This window comes from Leptodesmis sp. (genome assembly GCF_052746595.1).
Window position 1 is genome coordinate 1 of sequence record NZ_JBRAGO010000013.1, and the last position, 17,582, is coordinate 17,582.

17 protein-coding genes and 2 tRNA genes are annotated in these 17,582 nt (G+C 51.7%); 10 read left to right on the forward strand and 9 right to left on the reverse strand.

Annotated elements, in window-relative coordinates; translation table 11 throughout:
- Window positions 1-97 precede the first annotated feature (97 nt).
- The 3 genes from ACUVQO_RS04465 to ACUVQO_RS04475 form a co-directional block, all read right to left on the reverse strand.
- Complete coding sequence (locus ACUVQO_RS04465; RefSeq protein WP_445924691.1) at window positions 98-667, reverse strand: GNAT family N-acetyltransferase; 570 nt, start codon at window positions 665-667, stop codon at window positions 98-100.
- Window positions 668-716: 49 nt separating this feature from the next.
- Entirely contained in the window at window positions 717-1,682 is a 966-nt protein-coding gene (locus tag ACUVQO_RS04470) for a PD-(D/E)XK nuclease family protein (protein WP_445924692.1), read from the reverse strand.
- 85 nt (window positions 1,683-1,767) lie between these two features.
- Window positions 1,768-2,358 carry a PAP/fibrillin family protein gene (locus ACUVQO_RS04475; RefSeq protein WP_445924693.1) on the reverse strand — a complete coding sequence of 197 codons (591 nt, stop codon included), beginning with the start codon at window positions 2,356-2,358 and terminating at the stop codon, window positions 1,768-1,770.
- A gap of 277 nt (window positions 2,359-2,635) precedes the next feature.
- On the opposite strand from ACUVQO_RS04475, the gene ACUVQO_RS04480 reads away from it, so the two are divergent.
- The 4 genes from ACUVQO_RS04480 to ACUVQO_RS04495 all read left to right on the forward strand — a co-directional run bounded on the left by ACUVQO_RS04480 (window position 2,636) and on the right by ACUVQO_RS04495 (window position 6,305).
- Complete coding sequence (locus ACUVQO_RS04480; protein ID WP_445924694.1) at window positions 2,636-2,872, forward strand: DUF3134 domain-containing protein; 237 nt, start codon at window positions 2,636-2,638, stop codon at window positions 2,870-2,872.
- A 226-nt stretch (window positions 2,873-3,098) separates the two neighbouring features.
- Complete coding sequence (mraY, locus tag ACUVQO_RS04485; RefSeq protein ID WP_445924695.1) at window positions 3,099-4,193, forward strand: phospho-N-acetylmuramoyl-pentapeptide-transferase; 1,095 nt, start codon at window positions 3,099-3,101, stop codon at window positions 4,191-4,193.
- Between the two features lie 248 nt (window positions 4,194-4,441).
- Window positions 4,442-4,533 (forward strand) — tRNA-Ser (locus ACUVQO_RS04490).
- Between the two features lie 431 nt (window positions 4,534-4,964).
- A complete protein-coding gene (locus tag ACUVQO_RS04495) occupies window positions 4,965-6,305 on the forward strand; it encodes an ABC transporter substrate-binding protein (protein ID WP_445924696.1) in 1,341 nt (446 codons plus the stop codon).
- A 46-nt stretch (window positions 6,306-6,351) separates the two neighbouring features.
- Here ACUVQO_RS04495 and ACUVQO_RS04500 read toward each other — a convergent pair whose 3' ends face one another.
- Together ACUVQO_RS04500 and thrC are read right to left on the reverse strand one after the other, a co-directional pair.
- A complete protein-coding gene (locus tag ACUVQO_RS04500) occupies window positions 6,352-7,305 on the reverse strand; it encodes a serine hydrolase (RefSeq protein WP_445924697.1) in 954 nt (317 codons plus the stop codon).
- Window positions 7,306-7,309: 4 nt separating this feature from the next.
- Entirely contained in the window at window positions 7,310-8,437 is a 1,128-nt protein-coding gene (gene thrC, locus ACUVQO_RS04505; RefSeq protein WP_445924698.1) for a threonine synthase, read from the reverse strand.
- 194 nt (window positions 8,438-8,631) lie between these two features.
- On the opposite strand from thrC, the gene ACUVQO_RS04510 reads away from it, so the two are divergent.
- From ACUVQO_RS04510 to ACUVQO_RS04520, 3 genes are all read left to right on the forward strand, one after another.
- Window positions 8,632-8,871 (forward strand): hypothetical protein, encoded by a 240-nt coding sequence (locus ACUVQO_RS04510; protein WP_445924699.1) that lies wholly within the window; start codon window positions 8,632-8,634, stop codon window positions 8,869-8,871.
- 125 nt (window positions 8,872-8,996) lie between these two features.
- Window positions 8,997-10,511 (forward strand): low-complexity tail membrane protein, encoded by a 1,515-nt coding sequence (locus ACUVQO_RS04515; RefSeq protein ID WP_445924700.1) that lies wholly within the window; start codon window positions 8,997-8,999, stop codon window positions 10,509-10,511.
- 74 nt (window positions 10,512-10,585) lie between these two features.
- Window positions 10,586-12,412, forward strand: a complete 1,827-nt coding sequence (locus tag ACUVQO_RS04520) for a protein kinase domain-containing protein (RefSeq protein WP_445924701.1) — start codon at window positions 10,586-10,588, stop codon at window positions 12,410-12,412.
- On the opposite strand, the gene ACUVQO_RS04525 is transcribed toward ACUVQO_RS04520, so the two are convergent.
- Window positions 12,409-12,882: a phosphate-starvation-inducible PsiE family protein gene (locus ACUVQO_RS04525; RefSeq protein ID WP_445924702.1), complete on the reverse strand. Its 474-nt coding sequence runs from the start codon at window positions 12,880-12,882 to the stop codon at window positions 12,409-12,411. The genes ACUVQO_RS04520 and ACUVQO_RS04525 overlap by 4 nt on opposite strands.
- A 428-nt stretch (window positions 12,883-13,310) precedes the next feature.
- On the opposite strand from ACUVQO_RS04525, the gene ACUVQO_RS04530 reads away from it, so the two are divergent.
- Window positions 13,311-13,802 (forward strand): DUF4079 domain-containing protein, encoded by a 492-nt coding sequence (locus ACUVQO_RS04530; protein ID WP_445924703.1) that lies wholly within the window; start codon window positions 13,311-13,313, stop codon window positions 13,800-13,802.
- 130 nt (window positions 13,803-13,932) lie between these two features.
- A complete protein-coding gene (locus ACUVQO_RS04535; protein WP_445924704.1) occupies window positions 13,933-16,116 on the forward strand; it encodes a ComEC/Rec2 family competence protein in 2,184 nt (727 codons plus the stop codon).
- 530 nt (window positions 16,117-16,646) lie between these two features.
- On the opposite strand, the gene ACUVQO_RS04540 is transcribed toward ACUVQO_RS04535, so the two are convergent.
- From ACUVQO_RS04540 to ACUVQO_RS04550, 3 genes are read right to left on the reverse strand one after another with little or no spacing between them, the layout of a single operon-like run.
- Window positions 16,647-16,796: a hypothetical protein gene (locus tag ACUVQO_RS04540; protein ID WP_445924705.1), complete on the reverse strand. Its 150-nt coding sequence runs from the start codon at window positions 16,794-16,796 to the stop codon at window positions 16,647-16,649.
- Complete coding sequence (locus ACUVQO_RS04545) at window positions 16,797-16,991, reverse strand: Uma2 family endonuclease (RefSeq protein WP_445924706.1); 195 nt, start codon at window positions 16,989-16,991, stop codon at window positions 16,797-16,799. It lies immediately after the preceding gene.
- A gap of 11 nt (window positions 16,992-17,002) precedes the next feature.
- A complete protein-coding gene (locus ACUVQO_RS04550; RefSeq protein WP_445924707.1) occupies window positions 17,003-17,125 on the reverse strand; it encodes a hypothetical protein in 123 nt (40 codons plus the stop codon).
- A 358-nt stretch (window positions 17,126-17,483) separates the two neighbouring features.
- Here ACUVQO_RS04550 and ACUVQO_RS04555 point away from each other — a divergent pair.
- Window positions 17,484-17,568, forward strand: a tRNA-Ser gene (locus ACUVQO_RS04555).
- The last annotated feature ends 14 nt before the right edge of the window (window positions 17,569-17,582 follow it).

Sequence of the window (17,582 nt, forward strand, 5' to 3'; positions counted from 1 at the left end):
CTGTCCTGCCCGACTGACAACCGCACACCGCATGAAGTTCTTCCCTTTCCACTGATTAAAGCACCGTTAATCATCATGCCATGTTGTCTGTTCTGGATCAGGATTGGGTAGGGCGACGACGAGGGCGTTTCCAGACCTGGCGTTCGGCTTTTTCCCGTTCGTAGGCAATCAGTTTGCCATAGTACTCGTGTTTACTCAGGTTCATAGACAGAAATACATGCTTGCGAGCATTGCCAAAGCCTTTACGAGTAAAGAACTTTACAGCAGGTGTATTTTCTGGATCCGTATCCACCATCATGAAGCGGGCACCGTCATCAATCATCCGTTCCACCAGCTTATCCACCAGGCGATCGGCAATTCCCCGTCGATGAAAGGCCGGATTCACCCCTAACCAGATAATGTAGCCGTACACCCAGGTTGATTTATTGATGATGGTTCCTAGAATAAATCCCGCCAGTTGCTCCTGGACTTCGGCCACCAGACAGTACTCTGGATCTGTGTTGTATAGCCCAATCACCTCCCACTGATCCCAGGTGCGGTAGATATAAGGATACAAATCGCTGGTGAACAGGGTTTCGCCCAGGTGATAGACCGGGGCAATGTCATCAATATCCATATCGCGAATAGTGATGGTCAGGGGTTCATCGGTTTTAGGAGAATCGATCATGGGAAGGGGGAGGGAGGGGTGGAGGAGGGTGAGTGGGTGAGTGGGTGGGTTATAGGGGGATTTCCTCGATGTCAGCCAGGGCAGGGAGGGTAAGAGGAAGGGGTAGTTCTGGGTGGGAAGCAGCCTCGGAAGTATTGCTGGCAGTGGTGAAATTCTTTCGCTGAGGAGAAATTCGATCGCAGCGCACTGCAAAACTACATTCTTGGCAGGCTAGAGCATCAATGGATGTTTGAGGAAAGGGTTCTCCGGTGTAATAGCGCTCTAGCCAGTGAGTCAGTTGGGTCAGGAGATGGGTGAGATCTTGCCGGGTTTGTTCGTGTTGGGCGCGATCGTACTGGAACAGGAGGCTTTGAGGTGAGGAATCATTGCTCTGAGACTGGAAGAACCAGTACACCATCGAAATTTGTTCCGGTGCGTAAGGACTGGTTTCGGCTAACACAAACGGATAAAGCCGAGTCTGCCAGTTCTGCTTTAGCCATTGAACATTGCGAGGACGAGGGTAAGTTTTCCAATCCAGAATCCTGGCCTGGTGAGGGTTAGAAATTAACAAGTCATAGACAACCGTAAGCAGATAGCCCTGGAATTCCAGCGCGCGCTGATGTTCAGACTGATACAACTCATTGTGTTCGCCAGTCTGATGGTTAGAGTTAAGGGTCAGAATTTGTGGAACTGCCTGCAGAAATCCCTGAAACCAGCCATTCAGTTGGGGATCTTCCTGGACAAAGGATTCCACTGGGAGATCAAGCTGCCATTGCTGCAACAAGAGATGAAATCGGCTGCCCTGGTTCAGTTTTTCCTGTTCTTCTGGGGGATTAGGCGAACCAAGTTGCTCCACAATCACATACTGAAACTTACGGGGGCAGGTGGAAAGCAGGGTGAGATGCCCCTGGGAGAGGCGCAGTGGAGGGGGGGAGGGGCGGGGCGGATAGAGAAATGGGGAGGGTGGGGGAGGGGAGGAGGATGGGGAGGGGAAAGAATATAAAGAATATAACGAGGGATCCTGAATCTCTCCCATCTTCTTGCTCTTCCCTATCTCCCCCATCTCCTGCCTACCCTGACTCATCATCCCATTCCCCATCTTCTTGCTTCCCTGCCTCTCATTACCCTTTTGTTAACACAAACACACTCCCCTCGTTTCCCCGGCCTATTCTTAAGTCCCGATCGAGATAGGTAATATCCAACCAACCTTTCTGATCCTGTCGATTAATCGGAAAATCGATCGCGATCAACTTCTGCCCCAATTCAATCTTTTCAATAAAATCCCTGGGAGTTTGGTAGCCGATCAAGCGACGCAATCCCAGGATGGAGCGTTCAAAGGTGACATTCAGCCGACGTTCTGATACAGGTTTGAAACTGGCGGCCACGCTGACCAGTCCTTCTAATCCCGGTAGGCCATACACTTCGGCAATGTTGTACACCTTTGAGCCAGCCGTGCGGATACATTGGTAGACCTCTCCCAATTTCAATAGCGGAAATTGGTCAATGCCTAAAATGCCCCGACTGGTGGTGTAGAGCAACCGCCAATCCCCATCTAATAAATCACTGGCTTCCACAGGCCGAGAAGTAGGATTACGGTCTTCTAACTGGGCGATCGCAGACAAAATTGCTTTTTTATCAGCATTAGAGGCCAGGATTCCACGATTTTTTCCAGCGATCGCTTCCAGTAATTCAGCCTTACCCAACATACTCATTCTCATTCAGTCCTTGTTTAGGAATTTCCTCTGCAGGCGATGAAAAGCCAGACAAATAGATCCCTCACGCCATCCGCCTTCTGCTCTCTGCATCCCTAAAGAGGCTACGGTCTGAACTTAGGCAAGGCTTTACAGAAAAATCTTGCAATTTAACTGAAGGGTGGTACACTCTGGGTGTTTCGTCGTCCAAATCGTTAGGTAGAGGGATAGATCCTGAACAATTCGAGGCTAAGATCTTTAGTATACTGACCAGCTTTTCTTTGAGAATTCCATCTTTATGACTTACAACCCTTCTTTGCGCGAAGAACCCCGAAATCAACGAGCCACCGTTCTACCTCAAAAACGCGACTCTTCCATCCTGGATTGGCTGGAAAGCAGTGGGCGTTTATTGGCGCGGGATAGTTCCGATTTTGACTACCTAGATGATGAAGAAGAGATCAACGAGTTGATGGCAGGCGATGACAGCTCGTTTGATCTAGATGAAGACGATGATGATCTGGATCTAGATGACTAAACCAAGTCCAACTAGAAAACAGTCGTTTTCTTACTAGAGAAACTACGGTTCTGGACTAGGACAAGGGTTAGATCATTTTGGTCTACCGATAAGGGGTAAGGAAAGTCCTGTTAAGCCTTATTGTTGTGGTGTGTGACTGATAATCGCCTGCTGACTCTGTGAACAATTGACTGTAGTTAAGCAGCTAGGATTTCGTGTGTAGTGTGTGGAGTGGAGTAAAACGCTTGTGGATGCAAAACTTTTCTACCGTAGTACGTTTAAGCTTTCAGGGGCGTTACTGTTTGGTGCATTAACCATTGGCTTAAGTCTGGTCGCCTTTTACCTGGACTGGTTAGCTGGTCGATCGCCCATTCAAATTCAATCTCTAGTACTGCCACTGTGGGTGTGTGCGCTTACTACGGCAGTTTTAGGCTTTTGGGCCGTTCCCACCCTGCAAGCGTTGAAAGCAGGGCAGACTATTCGCGAAGATGGGCCACAATCCCACCTGAGAAAGGCCGGAACTCCCACCATGGGAGGCATCTTTTTCATTCCGGTAGCCCTAGTGGTAGCGATCTCGTGGTCTGGATTTGCTCCTACAGTTCTGGGTATTTCGGGGCTGACTCTCGCTTATGCTGCGATCGGCTGGCTGGATGATTGGCAGATCATTCGTCGTAAATCCAATAAAGGCATTTCTCCACGGCTGAAACTGACTCTGCAAATTGCCTTTGGGGGGTTGTTTTGCCTGTGGGCGGTGCTGACCCAGCCCGTTAGCATTACCACTCTCGCCCTTCCCTTTGGGGCTGTTTTGCCCTTGGGTATGCTATTTTTTCCGATCGCCTGGTTCTCCCTGGTCGCTGAAAGTAATGCCACCAACCTGACAGACGGATTGGATGGATTAGCCGCTGGCACCAGTGCGATCGCCCTGTTAGGATTAGGCGCCCTGGTGGCTCCCACCGCTCCCGACCTGATGGTTTTTTGTGCAGCTCTCAGCGGTAGCTGCCTCGGCTTCCTGGTTCACAACCGGAATCCGGCCCGTATATTTATGGGTGATACCGGATCCTTAGCCCTGGGCGGAGCCTTAGCAGCGGTAGCTATCCTCACCAATAGCTTATTGGCATTACTGGTTCTGAGCGGTTTATTTCTGGTAGAAACATTATCGGTGATGGCACAAGTCGGTTATTACAAAGCCACCAAAGGCCCGGACGGAATTGGCAAACGGCTGTTCAAGATGTCGCCCTACCACAACCATCTGGAGTTATCCGGCTGGTCAGAAACCCGCATCGTCGCGGTATTTTACATTCTGGCGGGTCTATTAACTCTACTGACGCTGGCAGTCTTCTGATGCTGTTAGCTCAGGAATATACCCCACCCAAATGAGGCAAGTCCAGTGGGTGAAGGTGAGAGGCTGGAAGAAGCACCTATAGTGCTGGAGTTGGGCTCTGGATCATTGGCTGGATGGTTTCTCCATATCCGGTATCGTCCAGAACTGAGCCGGTGGACGTAGAGGCGTTCTGGTAGTATGCCTTCGTAAACATTCAGGATTTAGGTTGTATGGTGAGCTAAATCTGGTATGATGGTCTTCCAGCATATGGAGAGATGGCTGAGTGGTCGAAAGCGGCAGATTGCTAATCTGTTGTACGGATCGAAAGGCCGTACCGAGGGTTCGAATCCCTCTCTCTCCGTTTTGTTTCTAGCTAATGTCCATTCCGATCTCCCTGAGTGTTTCTGTGCATCGGCGTGGGGTGTCTTTAACCAGCTTGACGAACATAAAGCTGTCAACACGCCTGATCATACCCTAGCAGGGTTGATCCAAGCCTGGGCTGGCTAACATATAAGCCAGAATTTAAGTCAACCCAGCTTTTAGGGAATAGTTGAAGCTGTACTGCTGGCATAATTGCTGCCAGGTGCAGTAGTTAACGCTGCAGGGAAATGAGATCCCCTGAAGCATTTTCACTTGCCATTTTCATGTCACCTTGTAATGCCACTTTAACATTATTAAACTGATCGCAATTTCTTGCCTGGTACTAACAAAGGGGCTTCTGCTTCTTATAATCAGGAGATCTTTGGATCCCCTTACTTGTGCAGGGGTGCTGTTTAGGAGTGTCGTAGTCCAATGAGTAAACTGGCCATCAATCATCGCTTCACCCCCTTTCGAGCCATCATGTTAGCCGCTTCAGTGTTAGGTGTTGGTTTCCTGACTGCTGCCTGTCAGGAACAGGGAACTCCCCCCTCCGCGACTCAAACAGGTTCCCCTGAGGCGACTTCTCCTGCGGCGAGCGGGACGGGACTGAAGATTGGCTCATTGCTGCCCGCAACCGGAGATCTGGCCTCGGTAGGACAACCGATGTTAGCGGCTGTGCCCCTGCTGGTAGAAACAGTTAACCAGTGTGGCGGAGTAAACGGACAACCTGTAACCCTGGTGCCAAACACGGATGATCAGACGGATCCCACTGCAGGGGCCGATGGGATGACAAAACTGGCGGAAGTGGATAAGGTGGCGGGAGTGGTTGGCTCCTTTGCCAGTAGTGTGTCGTCGGCAGCGGCTCCGATCGCCGTTCGTAACAAGGTCATGTTAATTTCTCCGGGCAGCACCAGTCCCGTATTTACGGAACGAGCCCAGAAAGGAGATTTTCAGGGCTATTGGGCACGTACCGCACCACCGGACACCTATCAGGCTCAAGCGCTGGCTAAACTGGCTCATGATAAAGGGTTTAAGACCGTAGCAACGATCGTAATCAATAACGATTACGGGGTGGGCTTTGAAAGAGAGTTTGTGCAGGCGTTCAAGAAATTGGGTGGCACCGTGACGAATGAAGCTAAGCCCACTCGCTATGACCCCAAGGCCACAACCTTTGCAACGGAAGTCCAGGCGGCTTTCGGTGGGAAACCTGAAGCGGTGGCGGCGATCGCCTATGCTGAAACGGGTGCCCTGCTTTTAAAGACCGCCTACGAGCAGGGACTCAGCAAGGGGGTACAGATTCTCTTAACTGACGGTTCTAAATCAGATCAATTTCCTCAACAGGTCGGCAAAACCAGTGATGGTCAGTATATTCTGACCGGAGCCTTGGGAACAGTTCCTGGTGCCGATGGTCAGGCTCTGGCGCAACTCTCTAAACTCTGGGAACAGAAGTTCAAGCAGCAACCGCCAATCTATGCTCCCCAAGCTTGGGATGCGGCGGCCTTGCTCGTGCTTGCGGCTCAGGCGGCTGGAGCCAACACAGGCGAGGCGATCCAAAGTAAGTTGCGGGAAGTGGCCAATGGCCCTGGAACGGAAGTTTCGGATGTGTGCGAAGGCTTGAAACTGTTGAAGGAAGGGAAGAAGATTAACTATCAGGGTGCCAGCGGCAATGTGGATGTCGATGAGAACGGGGATATCGTTGGCGTTTACGATGTCTGGAGAGTCGAAAGCGACGGCAAACTTAAGACCGTCGATCAGGTTATGCCCAGTAGATAAGGTTTAAGACCTACTATACGTTCACCATAAGAGATCTGCTGCGGGGTCAACCTTTGTTGGCAGGTGCAGAGAGCGATCGCACGGCTTCAGCAATTTGTTGCGAGATGAAGGGCAGGATGGATTCATTTTTTGCCTGGTTGGCTCCTTCCGTAAACACGACCAGCAAGTAAGGATAACAACCGGGCAGTTCAATATAAGCGGCATCATGGCGCACCCGACTCATCAAGCCCGCTTTTGACCAGAGGCTGGCATTTAACGGCAATCCCGATCCTAGAAAGCCCGTCACCTGATTTTCGGGATTGGCCAATAAATCATCAGGGTTCAGCGATCGCCGTAACAGATTCATCATGGCTTGCGATCGCGAAGCAGATACCGCGACTCCTCCCACAATGCTGTGCAGCAAGCGAGCCGTGGCGATCGTGGTGAGCATATTGCGATTCTCCATCAACTCGCCATAAAAAGCTCGTTCCCGTCCATAAGGGCCATCGCACCAGGTCTTCTGGCAGACATTGATGGTCTTCAATTCATCCCAGCCTAAGGACTGAAAATAGCGATTGACAATCTGGCGCTGTTGTTTCCAGGCTGCAAAGGGGCCGGGAGCTAATTCAGGGCCGCTGGTAGTGCCAGTGACCACATCCACAATCAGCCCCGTTGCATCATTGCTGGAGTCTACAATCATATCCCGGATGGCTCGATCGAGTTCCACAGAAGGCTGTACCATGCCCCGTTCCAGCCACTCATGAATCGCTACCAGATAAAACAGCTTGACGACACTAGCCGGGTAAGTCAATTCCACACCCCGATAACTGAAGCCCCGGGGCGAGTAGTTCCAGAACTCTTCAGGATGCAGTGCTCCCCCGATATTGATCGGAGCCGGAGGATCATAAACTAGCCAGGTCAGAGCTAACTGATTTCGAGCTAACCCTGGAAATGCAACCCAAATTTTCTCCAAAATGCGGTCGCCCAATGTCTCCAGTTGCGGATCCTTATGAAAAAACATTTCACTAAAATCCCATTGCCTTTGCCACTGATTCCAGAGTTGGTTGAATGCCTTGCTTGAGAGGGTTGTTACAGTGTTGGATGGCAGCATCGGGGTCTTTCAAGCCATTGCCAGTAAGCACACAAACGATCGTGGCTCCCGTAGGTACCTGATCTTTGACCTTTAACAATCCGGCGACTGAGGCGGCGCTGGCGGGTTCGCAGAAAATCCCTTCCTGGGAAGCCAGCAGTCGATAGGCGGCCAGAATTTCCGCATCGGTGACGGCGTTAAATTCCCCCTGACTGGCTTCTTTCACGGCGATTGCCCGTTCCCAGTTAGCAGGATTACCAATTCGAATGGCCGTGGCGAGAGTTTCTGGATGCTCAATGGCATGACCGCTAATCAGGGGCGCAGCTCCTGTGGCCTGGAATCCCATCATGCGGGGGAGTTTGGTACACTGTTGGGCTTGATGGTATTGACAGAAGCCCATCCAATAGGCGGTGATGTTGCCTGCATTGCCAACCGGAATACACAGCCAATCGGGAGCATCGCCCAGAACATCAACAATTTCAAACGCCGCCGTCTTCTGTCCTTCCAGTCGGTAGGGATTGACAGAGTTGACCAGGGTAACGGGATAACTGGTGGACATCTCCCGGACAATCTTGAGGGCCTGGTCAAAGTTGCCCTGAATGGCCAGAACTTCGGCTCCATACACCAGAGCCTGAGCCAGTTTGCCCAAAGCCACATAGCCATCGGGGATCAGCACAAAGGCTCGTAACCCTCCCCGACGGGCATAGGCCGCCGCTGCTGCCGAGGTATTGCCCGTACTGGCACAGATGACTGCCGTAGCTCCCGCTTCCTTGGCCTTGGAAATGGCCATCGTCATCCCCCGGTCTTTGAAGCTGCCCGTAGGGTTGAGGCCATCATATTTCACCCAAACTTTCACCCCGCGACCAATCTGTTGCGCGATCGCAGGCACCGGGATCAATGGAGTATTGCCTTCTAGGAGCGTTACTACAGGAGTTTGCTCGGTGACAGGAAGCAAAGACCGATACGTTTCAATGAGTCCCCGCCAACCACCAAGGTAAGAAGGAACTTCAGGGTGGGAGGAGGGGGAGGAAATTGGGGAACTGGCAGACAAACTTGAAGTCACAGGTTAAGGCGCGATCGCAATAAGGTGAACGTAGACTCTTAGTGTACCCTGATTTTTGAACCCTCCCAGCGCCATTCCGTTCTAGAATGGCCTGAGTCAATTGCGAAATTGCCACAAGACAATGGTATCTTTTTGTAAAGTTTAGGTTAAGATATAGCAGTGGTGTAGTGAGTACAAATAACTAATTGGTTGACATGGCAACTACTGATCGTTCTGCGAATTTGTCCGAACAGACTTCCAAGATTAACCTACCAGCAGTAGATGAAGCTGAGGCTCGTCGTCGGGCGCGTTTAATGGAAGCCATGAAAGCTCAATACCGGGCAGATCAGCAAGAAAAATTTTTGCACCTCCAGGCTGAAACTGATTCGCTACTGCAGCAACTGAAGGCGATTCAGCAACAAAAAGCAGCCCAGCGTGATCCAGTTTTGGTTTAAGAACCGTACAAGCTAATGTAGCTCTGCTTAGCTCTAGGATTTCCTCTTTTGGATTGCTGGCACTAAAGCCCAAGGAAGGTCAGCCAGGTTTTATACTTGGGCATGGGTTTTATCCGTGGTGCGGTATGCGATCTTTTTGGTCTGATCCTTATTTGTGGATTCACCTGGCTGGTTTGGCAAGTTTACCCCTCTGGTTGGAGCTTTGCTGGCTGGGGCTGGCGGCGGGAGATCCCGTCTTGCCCTTCTGGTTGGAGTTATCATTAGTCGCTGCGATCGGCATTGTGCCCATCTTCTGGATGCAATGGCAGCGACCTTTTTATATTTTTAGTTTGATCGGGGTGGCCCTGAAGCCAGCCCAATTAACCGAAGATCAACGACGGCTGTTAACACTATTTAAGTCCCAGCGAAACCGCTGGTTGGCAATCGCACCTGCCATCATCACCTTTTTCGCCCTGCGTCAGTTGTACTACCTGGCTCCGATCGCTACCCCTGTCACACCGTTTGCGGCAGAGGCCCGGTGGTTAGGGCTACTGGTCGCTGCGATCGCCTTTTTGGGAGTCAATCTATTTCTGCAGGTGCCAGTCAGCGTTTTCAGCGTCATGCTCACTGGAGAATCGACCTTTGCCGCAACGGCTCCCTATCCGCTGGAACCAATTCGCTCAGACTTTACAGTATTGGGGATTCCCGTCAATCAAATTCTGCCGCCCGTAATTGCCGCCCCCACACCTGAACCAGTGGCTGCAGAGGCCAGTCTGGGAGTCCCTACTCCGGCAGCAACCGAGTGTCCAGTTTCGCAAACCACAGCCGAAATTGTTGCAGAAAAAAGTGAGGCTGAGGCTGCGGAAGAAGAGTTTACAGAATCAGAAATGGCAACACCTATTCCAGATACAGAACTGGAACGGAAGGCTGACGACACCTCTACAGAACCCACTACACCAGAAGAGGATCAGGAGGTTGATCTCTGGGATGAGGAACCTGCGATCGCCTCTGAAGCCAGTAGCGAGTCTGAACCCGTTGTCGATCTGGAGGAACCTGTCAGTTCTGAAGCAATGATCCACGCTGAACAGGTCACTGCGCTTAAGGACATTGCCAATGAACCTATAAGCCAGCCTGAAGCCATTGCCGATAGGGTAGAGTCTGGTTCTTCAGAAGCGATTGTCCAACCAGAGGATCTAACTCCGGTGGAGGCGATCGTCGATGCTGAAGCCCCTGCCGCTGCCGAAGTGGTGGTTGCTTCTGAAACTGAAACTATCAGCCATGCTGCAACTCCTATCCCATCTGAAGCCGTTGACAATTCTGCCACGATCGCCGATTCTGAGGAACCTATCGATCCTGTAGACCCTTCCAGTTATGCTCCAATCGCGGATTCTGAAGCATCGATTACCAGCGCATCTACTCCTGACTCCGAACCAAGTGCCGAGTCTGAAGCAACTACTGATTCCGAACCCATCACTGATTCCGCAGCAACCATTCACTCTGACGCGATCGCGGGTACCACCGCATCTACCGATTCTGAAACCAGCATCGATGTAGAAACGCTAAACCCAGACATGGTAGCCGCAGCACCTCCGGAATCCCCAGCACTGAACCCAGACCCGCTCCCGTCCACTCATCAAGATCCTGAAAATCCGAAGGAATGAAACCGCAACACTGCAGCCAGGGACACTTAAACTCCGTTGATAGCCGCTTTTGTCGGCTCTGTGGAGAATCGCTAATGGGGGGAAGCCCCCAGGCTGTGGCAGGACAGCTTCTGGGGTGGCGCTATCGCATCCTTTCCGAGTTGGCCCAGGGCGGATTTGGCCGTACTTATCTGGTGCAGGATACCCATCGCTTTGATGAACCCTGTGTCTTGAAGGAGTTTGCACCCCAGGTTCAGGGTCAGGAAGCGTTGCGCAAAGCCGAAGAACTGTTTGCCAGGGAAGCGGGAATTCTCTACCAGTTGCAGCATCCCCAAATCCCCGAATTTCGAGAATTATTCCGGGCAGGCTGGCAGGGACGAGAGCGATTATTTCTGGTGCAGGATTTTGTGGACGGGCAGACCTATCAGGATCTGTTGCACGATCGCCAGCAGCAGGGCGCAACCTTTACGGAAGCGGAAGTGACAGAACTCCTGTTCCAGCTATTGCCTGTATTGGACTACATCCACAAAGCGGGTGTGATTCATCGGGATATTTCTCCAGATAACTTAATTCGGCGATCGGCAGATGGCTTGCCTGTCCTGATCGATTTTGGTGGCGTGAAGCAGGTTGCCGCCAGAGCCATTTCTGAAAGTTCTCCCCAGACCAATGGTCGTATCGCTACCATGACTCGCATAGGCAAGCTGGGGTATGCGCCACCAGAACAACTAGAGCAGGGAACAGTTTCCCCCCATAGTGACCTCTATGCCCTGGCCGTAACCGTACTGGTGTTGCTGACGGGCAAGGAACCTCAAGACCTATTTTTTAGCAACGGTAGTCTGAATCGACGGGGATGGCAGCCAGCCGTTTCCCTCACCCCAACCCTGACGAAAACGTTAGATCGGATGCTTGACCCGTATCCTAACAAACGGTATCAGTCGGCTCAAGAGGTGTTGCAGGCCCTGACCCAACCGGGCGCAACCCAGGCGAAGTCTCCGCGATCGGCTCTGGTGCCCAAAGTATCTGTTCCTGCTCCCATCCCAAATCTTGTTCAGTCAGCCACATTGATGGGCAAAACCATTGCCGTTGGCCGTTCTAGAGCAAAAGCGCCAGCGGCTCAAGCCACTCCCCAACCAGCAGCCTCTGCTCAACCGCTGCCATGGAGGGAACTTGCGACTCTGGTGAAATGGCTGATCGTGGGTGGCATGATTGCCGGTGGTTGGTGGGTTGGTGTGAAGTGGTTAGGGCCAGCGTTGAAAGACAAACTGCCTGAAATTACGCATTCGATGAAACCGCCCCAGACGAATAACTTAAATCCCTTAACAGTTCCCACGCCCCAGGATTCGGCATTCTCGAAAGCAGAACAGGCGCGGAAGCAAAAACTGGCCCAACGCCTGCAAAAGCTGGGAGTTGCAGATAACTTCGTGATCGTGCTGGTGAATGAACTGTTTTACGCCAGACATCCCGAACTCAATGGACAAACCTTGGGAACAGGAGCCGCTGATGAGAATTTGCGGGCCAAGTGGGATCAGATTGCGCTGCAAGTGGCCGATCGCCTGCAATCTCTGCAGCCCGCTGTGCGATCACGGCTGGGGCAATACTCGGAAGCTGACCTGCGCGATCGACAGGCCGTGCTGGATCAACTGAATCTCAGCAGTCGGGCTGCGAATGATCTTACCGATGCTCAGTTTTTTTATCTTTTTCCCGAGCAGTCTCGCCAGGATGACTTGATCAACCACCCCCTGGGCCAGGTGTGGCAAGCGATCGCAGCGGAACAACTCAAATCGTTACAATCCGGTAAAGCGCTGGAGTCAGTAGAATTTGTCGCTACCAACTTCAATCATCGGCTCAGTGGGACACTCAAACCGGGAGAAGCCAAAGCATTCCTGGCTCGTTTTAGGGAGAAAATGAACATCCGGATCTAAGAATTCTGCTTACTGGCTATGTTGCGCACAATCCAGTAGCTCACCGAGAGGGCAAAAATGGCGACGGCCAGAGCAATTACGTCCATAGCCGTCTTTTTCTCTAAATCTAAAATAACAATCTTCCGGGCGACGGCCACCAGGGACGTCGCAATCACTAATTCTACCTGGATCATATGCTTTTTTAGATAAGCAGAGATATTCTCCAGGATTTCCAGCGCGATCAGAACGTTTAAAAAGAGGCCGAAAATAGTAAACAGTCTGTTAATAAATGAGCCAGGCCCCGGAGCTAACCCTTCTGCTATCAGAAAGTCTCGGACAAGAAACACACCCAGGTCATAAATGGCAACCAGAATCACGATCAGCATCGCGATCGACAGCACTTTGGAAACGAGTACCTCAACATTCTTCAGGGAATGCAGAAAGTTCTCGTCCTGCCAGGCGTGTCTCAGGCGGTTCCACAGTTTTCGCAAGATGCATTTCTCTCCATAACAAGGATCCGTTTTTGTGAGAATACTAGATTGACTGCAGCATCCGCAATTGTGTGGACAACTTCTAACAAATGAGTCGCCCAGATGGAAACACCTCACATGACTCTTGCTCTCTTTGCCATCTCTGACCAGGATTTGCTGTTGAGCAAATTGGATTGGTAAGCGATCGCTGCAGTATTCGAGGCAGTGGGCAACCGCTGACCTTAGCCACTCTGCGGAATGGGGCTAGTTCTGTGAGCAGACTAAATTGGCTGAATGATATGCAAGCGTTCTGTATTGGCAGATACAGAGGTGATCATGCCGTTGTCTCTATCAATCATTCTGTTGCTTCTATAACGATCGCCTGTCACCTCAGCCTCGTAGCATAAAACTAATCCCTTTCCTGATTTCTAAAAATGGATGTGCAACTGATGGAACGTTTGAGTACAAGTTTGAGTCAATCCCTGGAGCCGATCGCGGCCTGGTTTCGCAGTTTGAATGTGCCTGAACCGATTGTTCATTGGGGGCACCCGGTCATGATGGGCATCGTTGTCTTAGTACTGGGCAGCTACGTCGCCTATGCCGGATGGCAGGGACGCTTGGTCACCGATAAAGATGTGGCGATCGCTAAACGGGCCGACCACCGCAAACTCGCCCCCCTGATGACTGGCTTCATTGCCCTGGGATATACCGGGGGTGTGCTGTCCCTGGTGATGCAAAAGCAACCGATCCTGCAAAGTCCTCACTTTTGGACAGGTTCGATCGTCCTGGTTTTGCTGTTTCTCAACAGCCTACTTTCCAAAGCAGGTTTCTGGGGCAATAAAGCATCCCTCCGGATGGCCCATGCCTATCTGGGATCCCTTGCCTTTCTACTGCTCCTGGTTCACGGTGTCTTTGGCCTGAAACTGGGACTGTCGATCTAAGTTCTCAGTTTTAAGTTTTGAGTTTTGAGTTAGATTAAGCTCCTTCCTAATTCAAAACTTAAAACTCAAAACTCCCTTCCACCTATGGGCACTCTACTGGAAGCATCTATTGAACAGTCTGGAGTGCATTATGGGGCCTGTGGGGGCGGTTGTTTTATGCCTTGCCTATATCTTGGGATTGCTGGCTACAGCAATTCCCTGGGGTGGCTGGATGATTTTGACTCTGGGAATGGGTGCCGCGATCGCCAGACGTTGGATCCGGAGAGCGGCTCCCAGTTCCCGAATCTGGTTGCTGGCTGGAATAGTTGGCTTGCTAGCCAGTCTCTACTTCCAGATGCGAATGCCGCAACCGCGATCGCAGGATGTCAGCCAACTGTTAACTCAAGCCAACACAACCTCTGCAGATGTATTGGTAGAAGGGAAAGTGACCAGTTTGCCCCGTATGACCCGTAGCGAAAAAGCGCAATTCTGGTTGGAAGCCCAGCGGATTGCCCCCATTGGCGACAATCAGCCCGTCACAGGCAGAGTTTACGTCACAGTTCCCTGGCAGCAGGGGCGTGATTTGCATCCTGGTCAACAGGTAAGGGTGTCAGGATCGCTGTACCTACCCAAAGCAGCTACAAACCCTGGTAGTTTCGATTTTCAGAAGTATTTACAGCAGGATGGTAGTTTTGCTGGATTGAGCGGGGAACAGGTGACCTTACTGCAACCATCCTCAGCCTGGGGATTGTGGAAAGTACAACAGCAAATTGTACGATCGCAACAGCAGGGATTGGGAACTCCCGAAGGGCCGCTGGTGAGTGCGATGGTGTTGGGCAGTAAGGCGGTTGATCTGCCCTTTACTGTGAAAGATGCCTTTGTACGAGTCGGATTGGCGCATGCGCTGGCGGCTTCCGGCTTTCAAACCAGCCTCATCTTAGGAGTAGTACTGGTACTGACTCGCCGCTTTTCTGAGCGGGTGCAATTTCTGGCTGGCACCCTCTCCTTATTAGGATTTGTCGGACTGGCCGGATTGCAACCTGCCGTTTTGCGAGCCGCAATTATGGGCTTCGGTGGTCTGGTGGCTCTGGTGCTGAATCGCAAAGTTAAACCTTTGAATTCCCTGCTGCTGACAGCCACCCTGCTGCTGCTCGTCAATCCTTTGTGGATTTGGGACCTGGGCTTTCAATTGAGCTTTCTGGCCACAATGGGGCTGTTAGTCACGGTACCCGCCCTCAGCAAACAACTGGATTGGCTTCCCGGTAGCCTGATCCCCTTCATCGCCGTGCCGATCGCCGCCTATCTGTGGACGTTACCCCTGCAACTGGGTGCCTTTGGCGTGTTGTCTCCTTACAGCATTCCAGCCAATTTAATCACCACTCCCTTTATTTCCCTGATCAGTTTAGGGGGCATGGCGAGTGCGCTAGCGGCGTTAATCTGGAGTCCTGCTGGAAGTGCGTTGGCCTGGTGTTTGAAGTATCCCACCCAGGGATTAATTGCGATCGTGGATGGCTTTTCCCGCTTACCCGGAAATAGCTATGCGGTAGGCACGATTTCTGCACTGACGGTGATTGGTTTATATGGACTGTTGCTGCTGGTCACATTTCATCCGTTCTGGCAACGGCGCTGGCAAATTGCTCTGGCGATCGCCCTAGTGGTCATCCTGATTCCGCTCTGGGCCGGAGCAAACCTGACGCAAGTGACCGTGTTGGCGGCACGAGAACCTGTGATGGTAATTCGCGATCGCGGACGGATTACTGTGATCAATGGCGGTGATGCCAAAACAGCCCAATTCACCCTACTGCCCTTTCTGCAACAATCAGGAATTAACCAGATTCATTGGGCGATCGCCCCCAATTCCCAATCGCCTGGCGAGGGTTGGCAGACCCTATCCCAACAGCTTTCTGTTAAAAGTCCCACAACCTTACCCCTGAATCAACCGGTGAAGTATGGTGCCATCCAGGCCACCCTCCTTCGTGACCAGCCCACTGTCGCCCAGTTAACGATTCACCATCAAACCTGGCTGTGGCTCAGTTCCCTCTCCGCAACGGAGCAAGCAACGCTCAGCAAATCCGGTTTACTACCTCAGGCACAGGTGGTGTGGTGGAACGGCAAAACCCTCAACCCGGAGTTGGTCAGCCAGATTCAGCCTCAAGTGGCGATCGCTACAGCTTCCACCCTTGACTCTGACACCCTGAGCCAACTTCAACAGGCTGGCATCACGCTCTACTACACCGGGCGAGACGGCGCTATCCAATGGACAAAGGAACGAGGATTTCAGACTGCTGTGGACACTATTGTTCAATACGGCGCGGGCTCTAAGGGGATGTTTTAAAAGCCCCGGTTTATACCCTTGATCTGTAGGGGCGTAGCATTCGGGTAACAGTTTTGCGGTAGTTTTTAGGGATCCTTGGCCGAATGCCACGCCCCTACACAGGGCGATCGCGACTTCTCAAACATCCTCTAAAACCTGATGCCTGCCCGAGACGTTGAAACAGCAGGGTTATTTCATTCTAAACAGGGTACTCAGTGTGTTAGGTGAACCCAGCCCGACGTTGGGCTTGAGCCATATTTTGAAAGCCCTGATCACGATACAAATTGAGGGCAAAGTTACGTACTAGATCCCAAATTAGAATTAGAGGCGATGTTCGAATGCATGAAGCATCTTCTCTCTGAGTCACATCTCGGACATAATGCACCTTGTTTTCTACACCCCAATACCCACGAATGCGCTCAGCGAAGGCTTGTGCTGTATCGACACCGGATACTCGATTCTCAATAAGATACGTCGAATCGTGCTGTAGGACGGTAAGCCTCCTTTAGAAGGCGCAAAGAAGGCAACAATTCATCGTGATCGTCTCTCAATCAATCCCCGATTGCGAGAAAACCACGATTGCCCGCCACAACGGCTAGGTTGAACAAGGCTAAGGACAGGACTTGGTGATGGCGCTGTCCGGCAGTGCGACGACTATCGGGTAAGTCGGCAAAGGCTTCAACAATGGCAAGTTCAGACATCTAACAGGTGGACTGGATGGAGAATCGCATGACTGATATGGTCATGCGATTAGAATGACATAGCCCTGCTTCCACCCATTCCAGCACCGTCACTTTTTGCTGCATTGGGTCAATAATCCAGTATTCAGCAATCCCACGCGCGGCATACTCGGATCGCTTGTAGCGATAATCTCGATTCTCCTGACCCGGACTCACGATTTCAACCACTAACAGGGGGGTGGCATATCCAGCAATACCAGCGATCGACTGGCTCCCTCTAATGCGGCCACTCCTTCCTCAGAAAACACCACCAGATCAGAAACCCGTACTGATACTCTGGTACTGCTCACGGCAATTTCCGTTTTCAGCGACAGGCGATCGCACGAGATGCCGAGTTTGAGTCAGGGCGCCACCAGAAAAATGGCTATCCGGCGGTTCATTTCGCTCTCAACAAGCCTAGCAATCAATTCCCCATTCTCTAGCTCATACCAGGCATCTGTCCCATCGTCATAAGCCAGGACTCATCAAAGGTCATCTTCTGAGACGTAACAGCCATCTCCCGACCTCCCGCCAAACTTCAAGTATTCTCATTATCGGCAGGTTTGGTTTTGGGTAGCTTCCAATGCTACGCTGACCAATGCTACCCTGAAGAATACATTGGCTATCGGGCTTGGTATGAGGCTGGTGGGCTAGGGCTAATTTCCTCCTGGAGAGGTGGCAGAGCGGTTGAATGCGCTTGACTCGAAATCAAGTTTGGGGCAACCCAACGGGGGTTCGAATCCCCCCCTCTCCGTTGCTAGATAAGGT

What these genes read in the sequence shown, in the direction of transcription:
- ACUVQO_RS04465 (WP_445924691.1), bottom strand. Translation starts at nt 667, where the DNA reads ATGATCGATTCTCCTAAAACCGATGAACCCCTGACCATCACTATTCGC.
- ACUVQO_RS04535 (WP_445924704.1), top strand. Translation starts at nt 13,933, where the DNA reads ATGGGGCCTGTGGGGGCGGTTGTTTTATGCCTTGCCTATATCTTGGGA.
- ACUVQO_RS04530 (WP_445924703.1), top strand. Translation starts at nt 13,311, where the DNA reads ATGGAACGTTTGAGTACAAGTTTGAGTCAATCCCTGGAGCCGATCGCG.
- ACUVQO_RS04495 (WP_445924696.1), top strand. Translation starts at nt 4,965, where the DNA reads ATGAGTAAACTGGCCATCAATCATCGCTTCACCCCCTTTCGAGCCATC.
- ACUVQO_RS04475 (WP_445924693.1), bottom strand. Translation starts at nt 2,358, where the DNA reads ATGAGTATGTTGGGTAAGGCTGAATTACTGGAAGCGATCGCTGGAAAA.
- ACUVQO_RS04515 (WP_445924700.1), top strand. Translation starts at nt 8,997, where the DNA reads ATGCGATCTTTTTGGTCTGATCCTTATTTGTGGATTCACCTGGCTGGT.
- ACUVQO_RS04500 (WP_445924697.1), bottom strand. Translation starts at nt 7,305, where the DNA reads ATGTTTTTTCATAAGGATCCGCAACTGGAGACATTGGGCGACCGCATT.
- ACUVQO_RS04470 (WP_445924692.1), bottom strand. Translation starts at nt 1,682, where the DNA reads ATGGGAGAGATTCAGGATCCCTCGTTATATTCTTTATATTCTTTCCCC.
- ACUVQO_RS04480 (WP_445924694.1), top strand. Translation starts at nt 2,636, where the DNA reads ATGACTTACAACCCTTCTTTGCGCGAAGAACCCCGAAATCAACGAGCC.
- ACUVQO_RS04520 (WP_445924701.1), top strand. Translation starts at nt 10,586, where the DNA reads ATGGGGGGAAGCCCCCAGGCTGTGGCAGGACAGCTTCTGGGGTGGCGC.
- ACUVQO_RS04540 (WP_445924705.1), bottom strand. Translation starts at nt 16,796, where the DNA reads ATGTCTGAACTTGCCATTGTTGAAGCCTTTGCCGACTTACCCGATAGT.
- ACUVQO_RS04510 (WP_445924699.1), top strand. Translation starts at nt 8,632, where the DNA reads ATGGCAACTACTGATCGTTCTGCGAATTTGTCCGAACAGACTTCCAAG.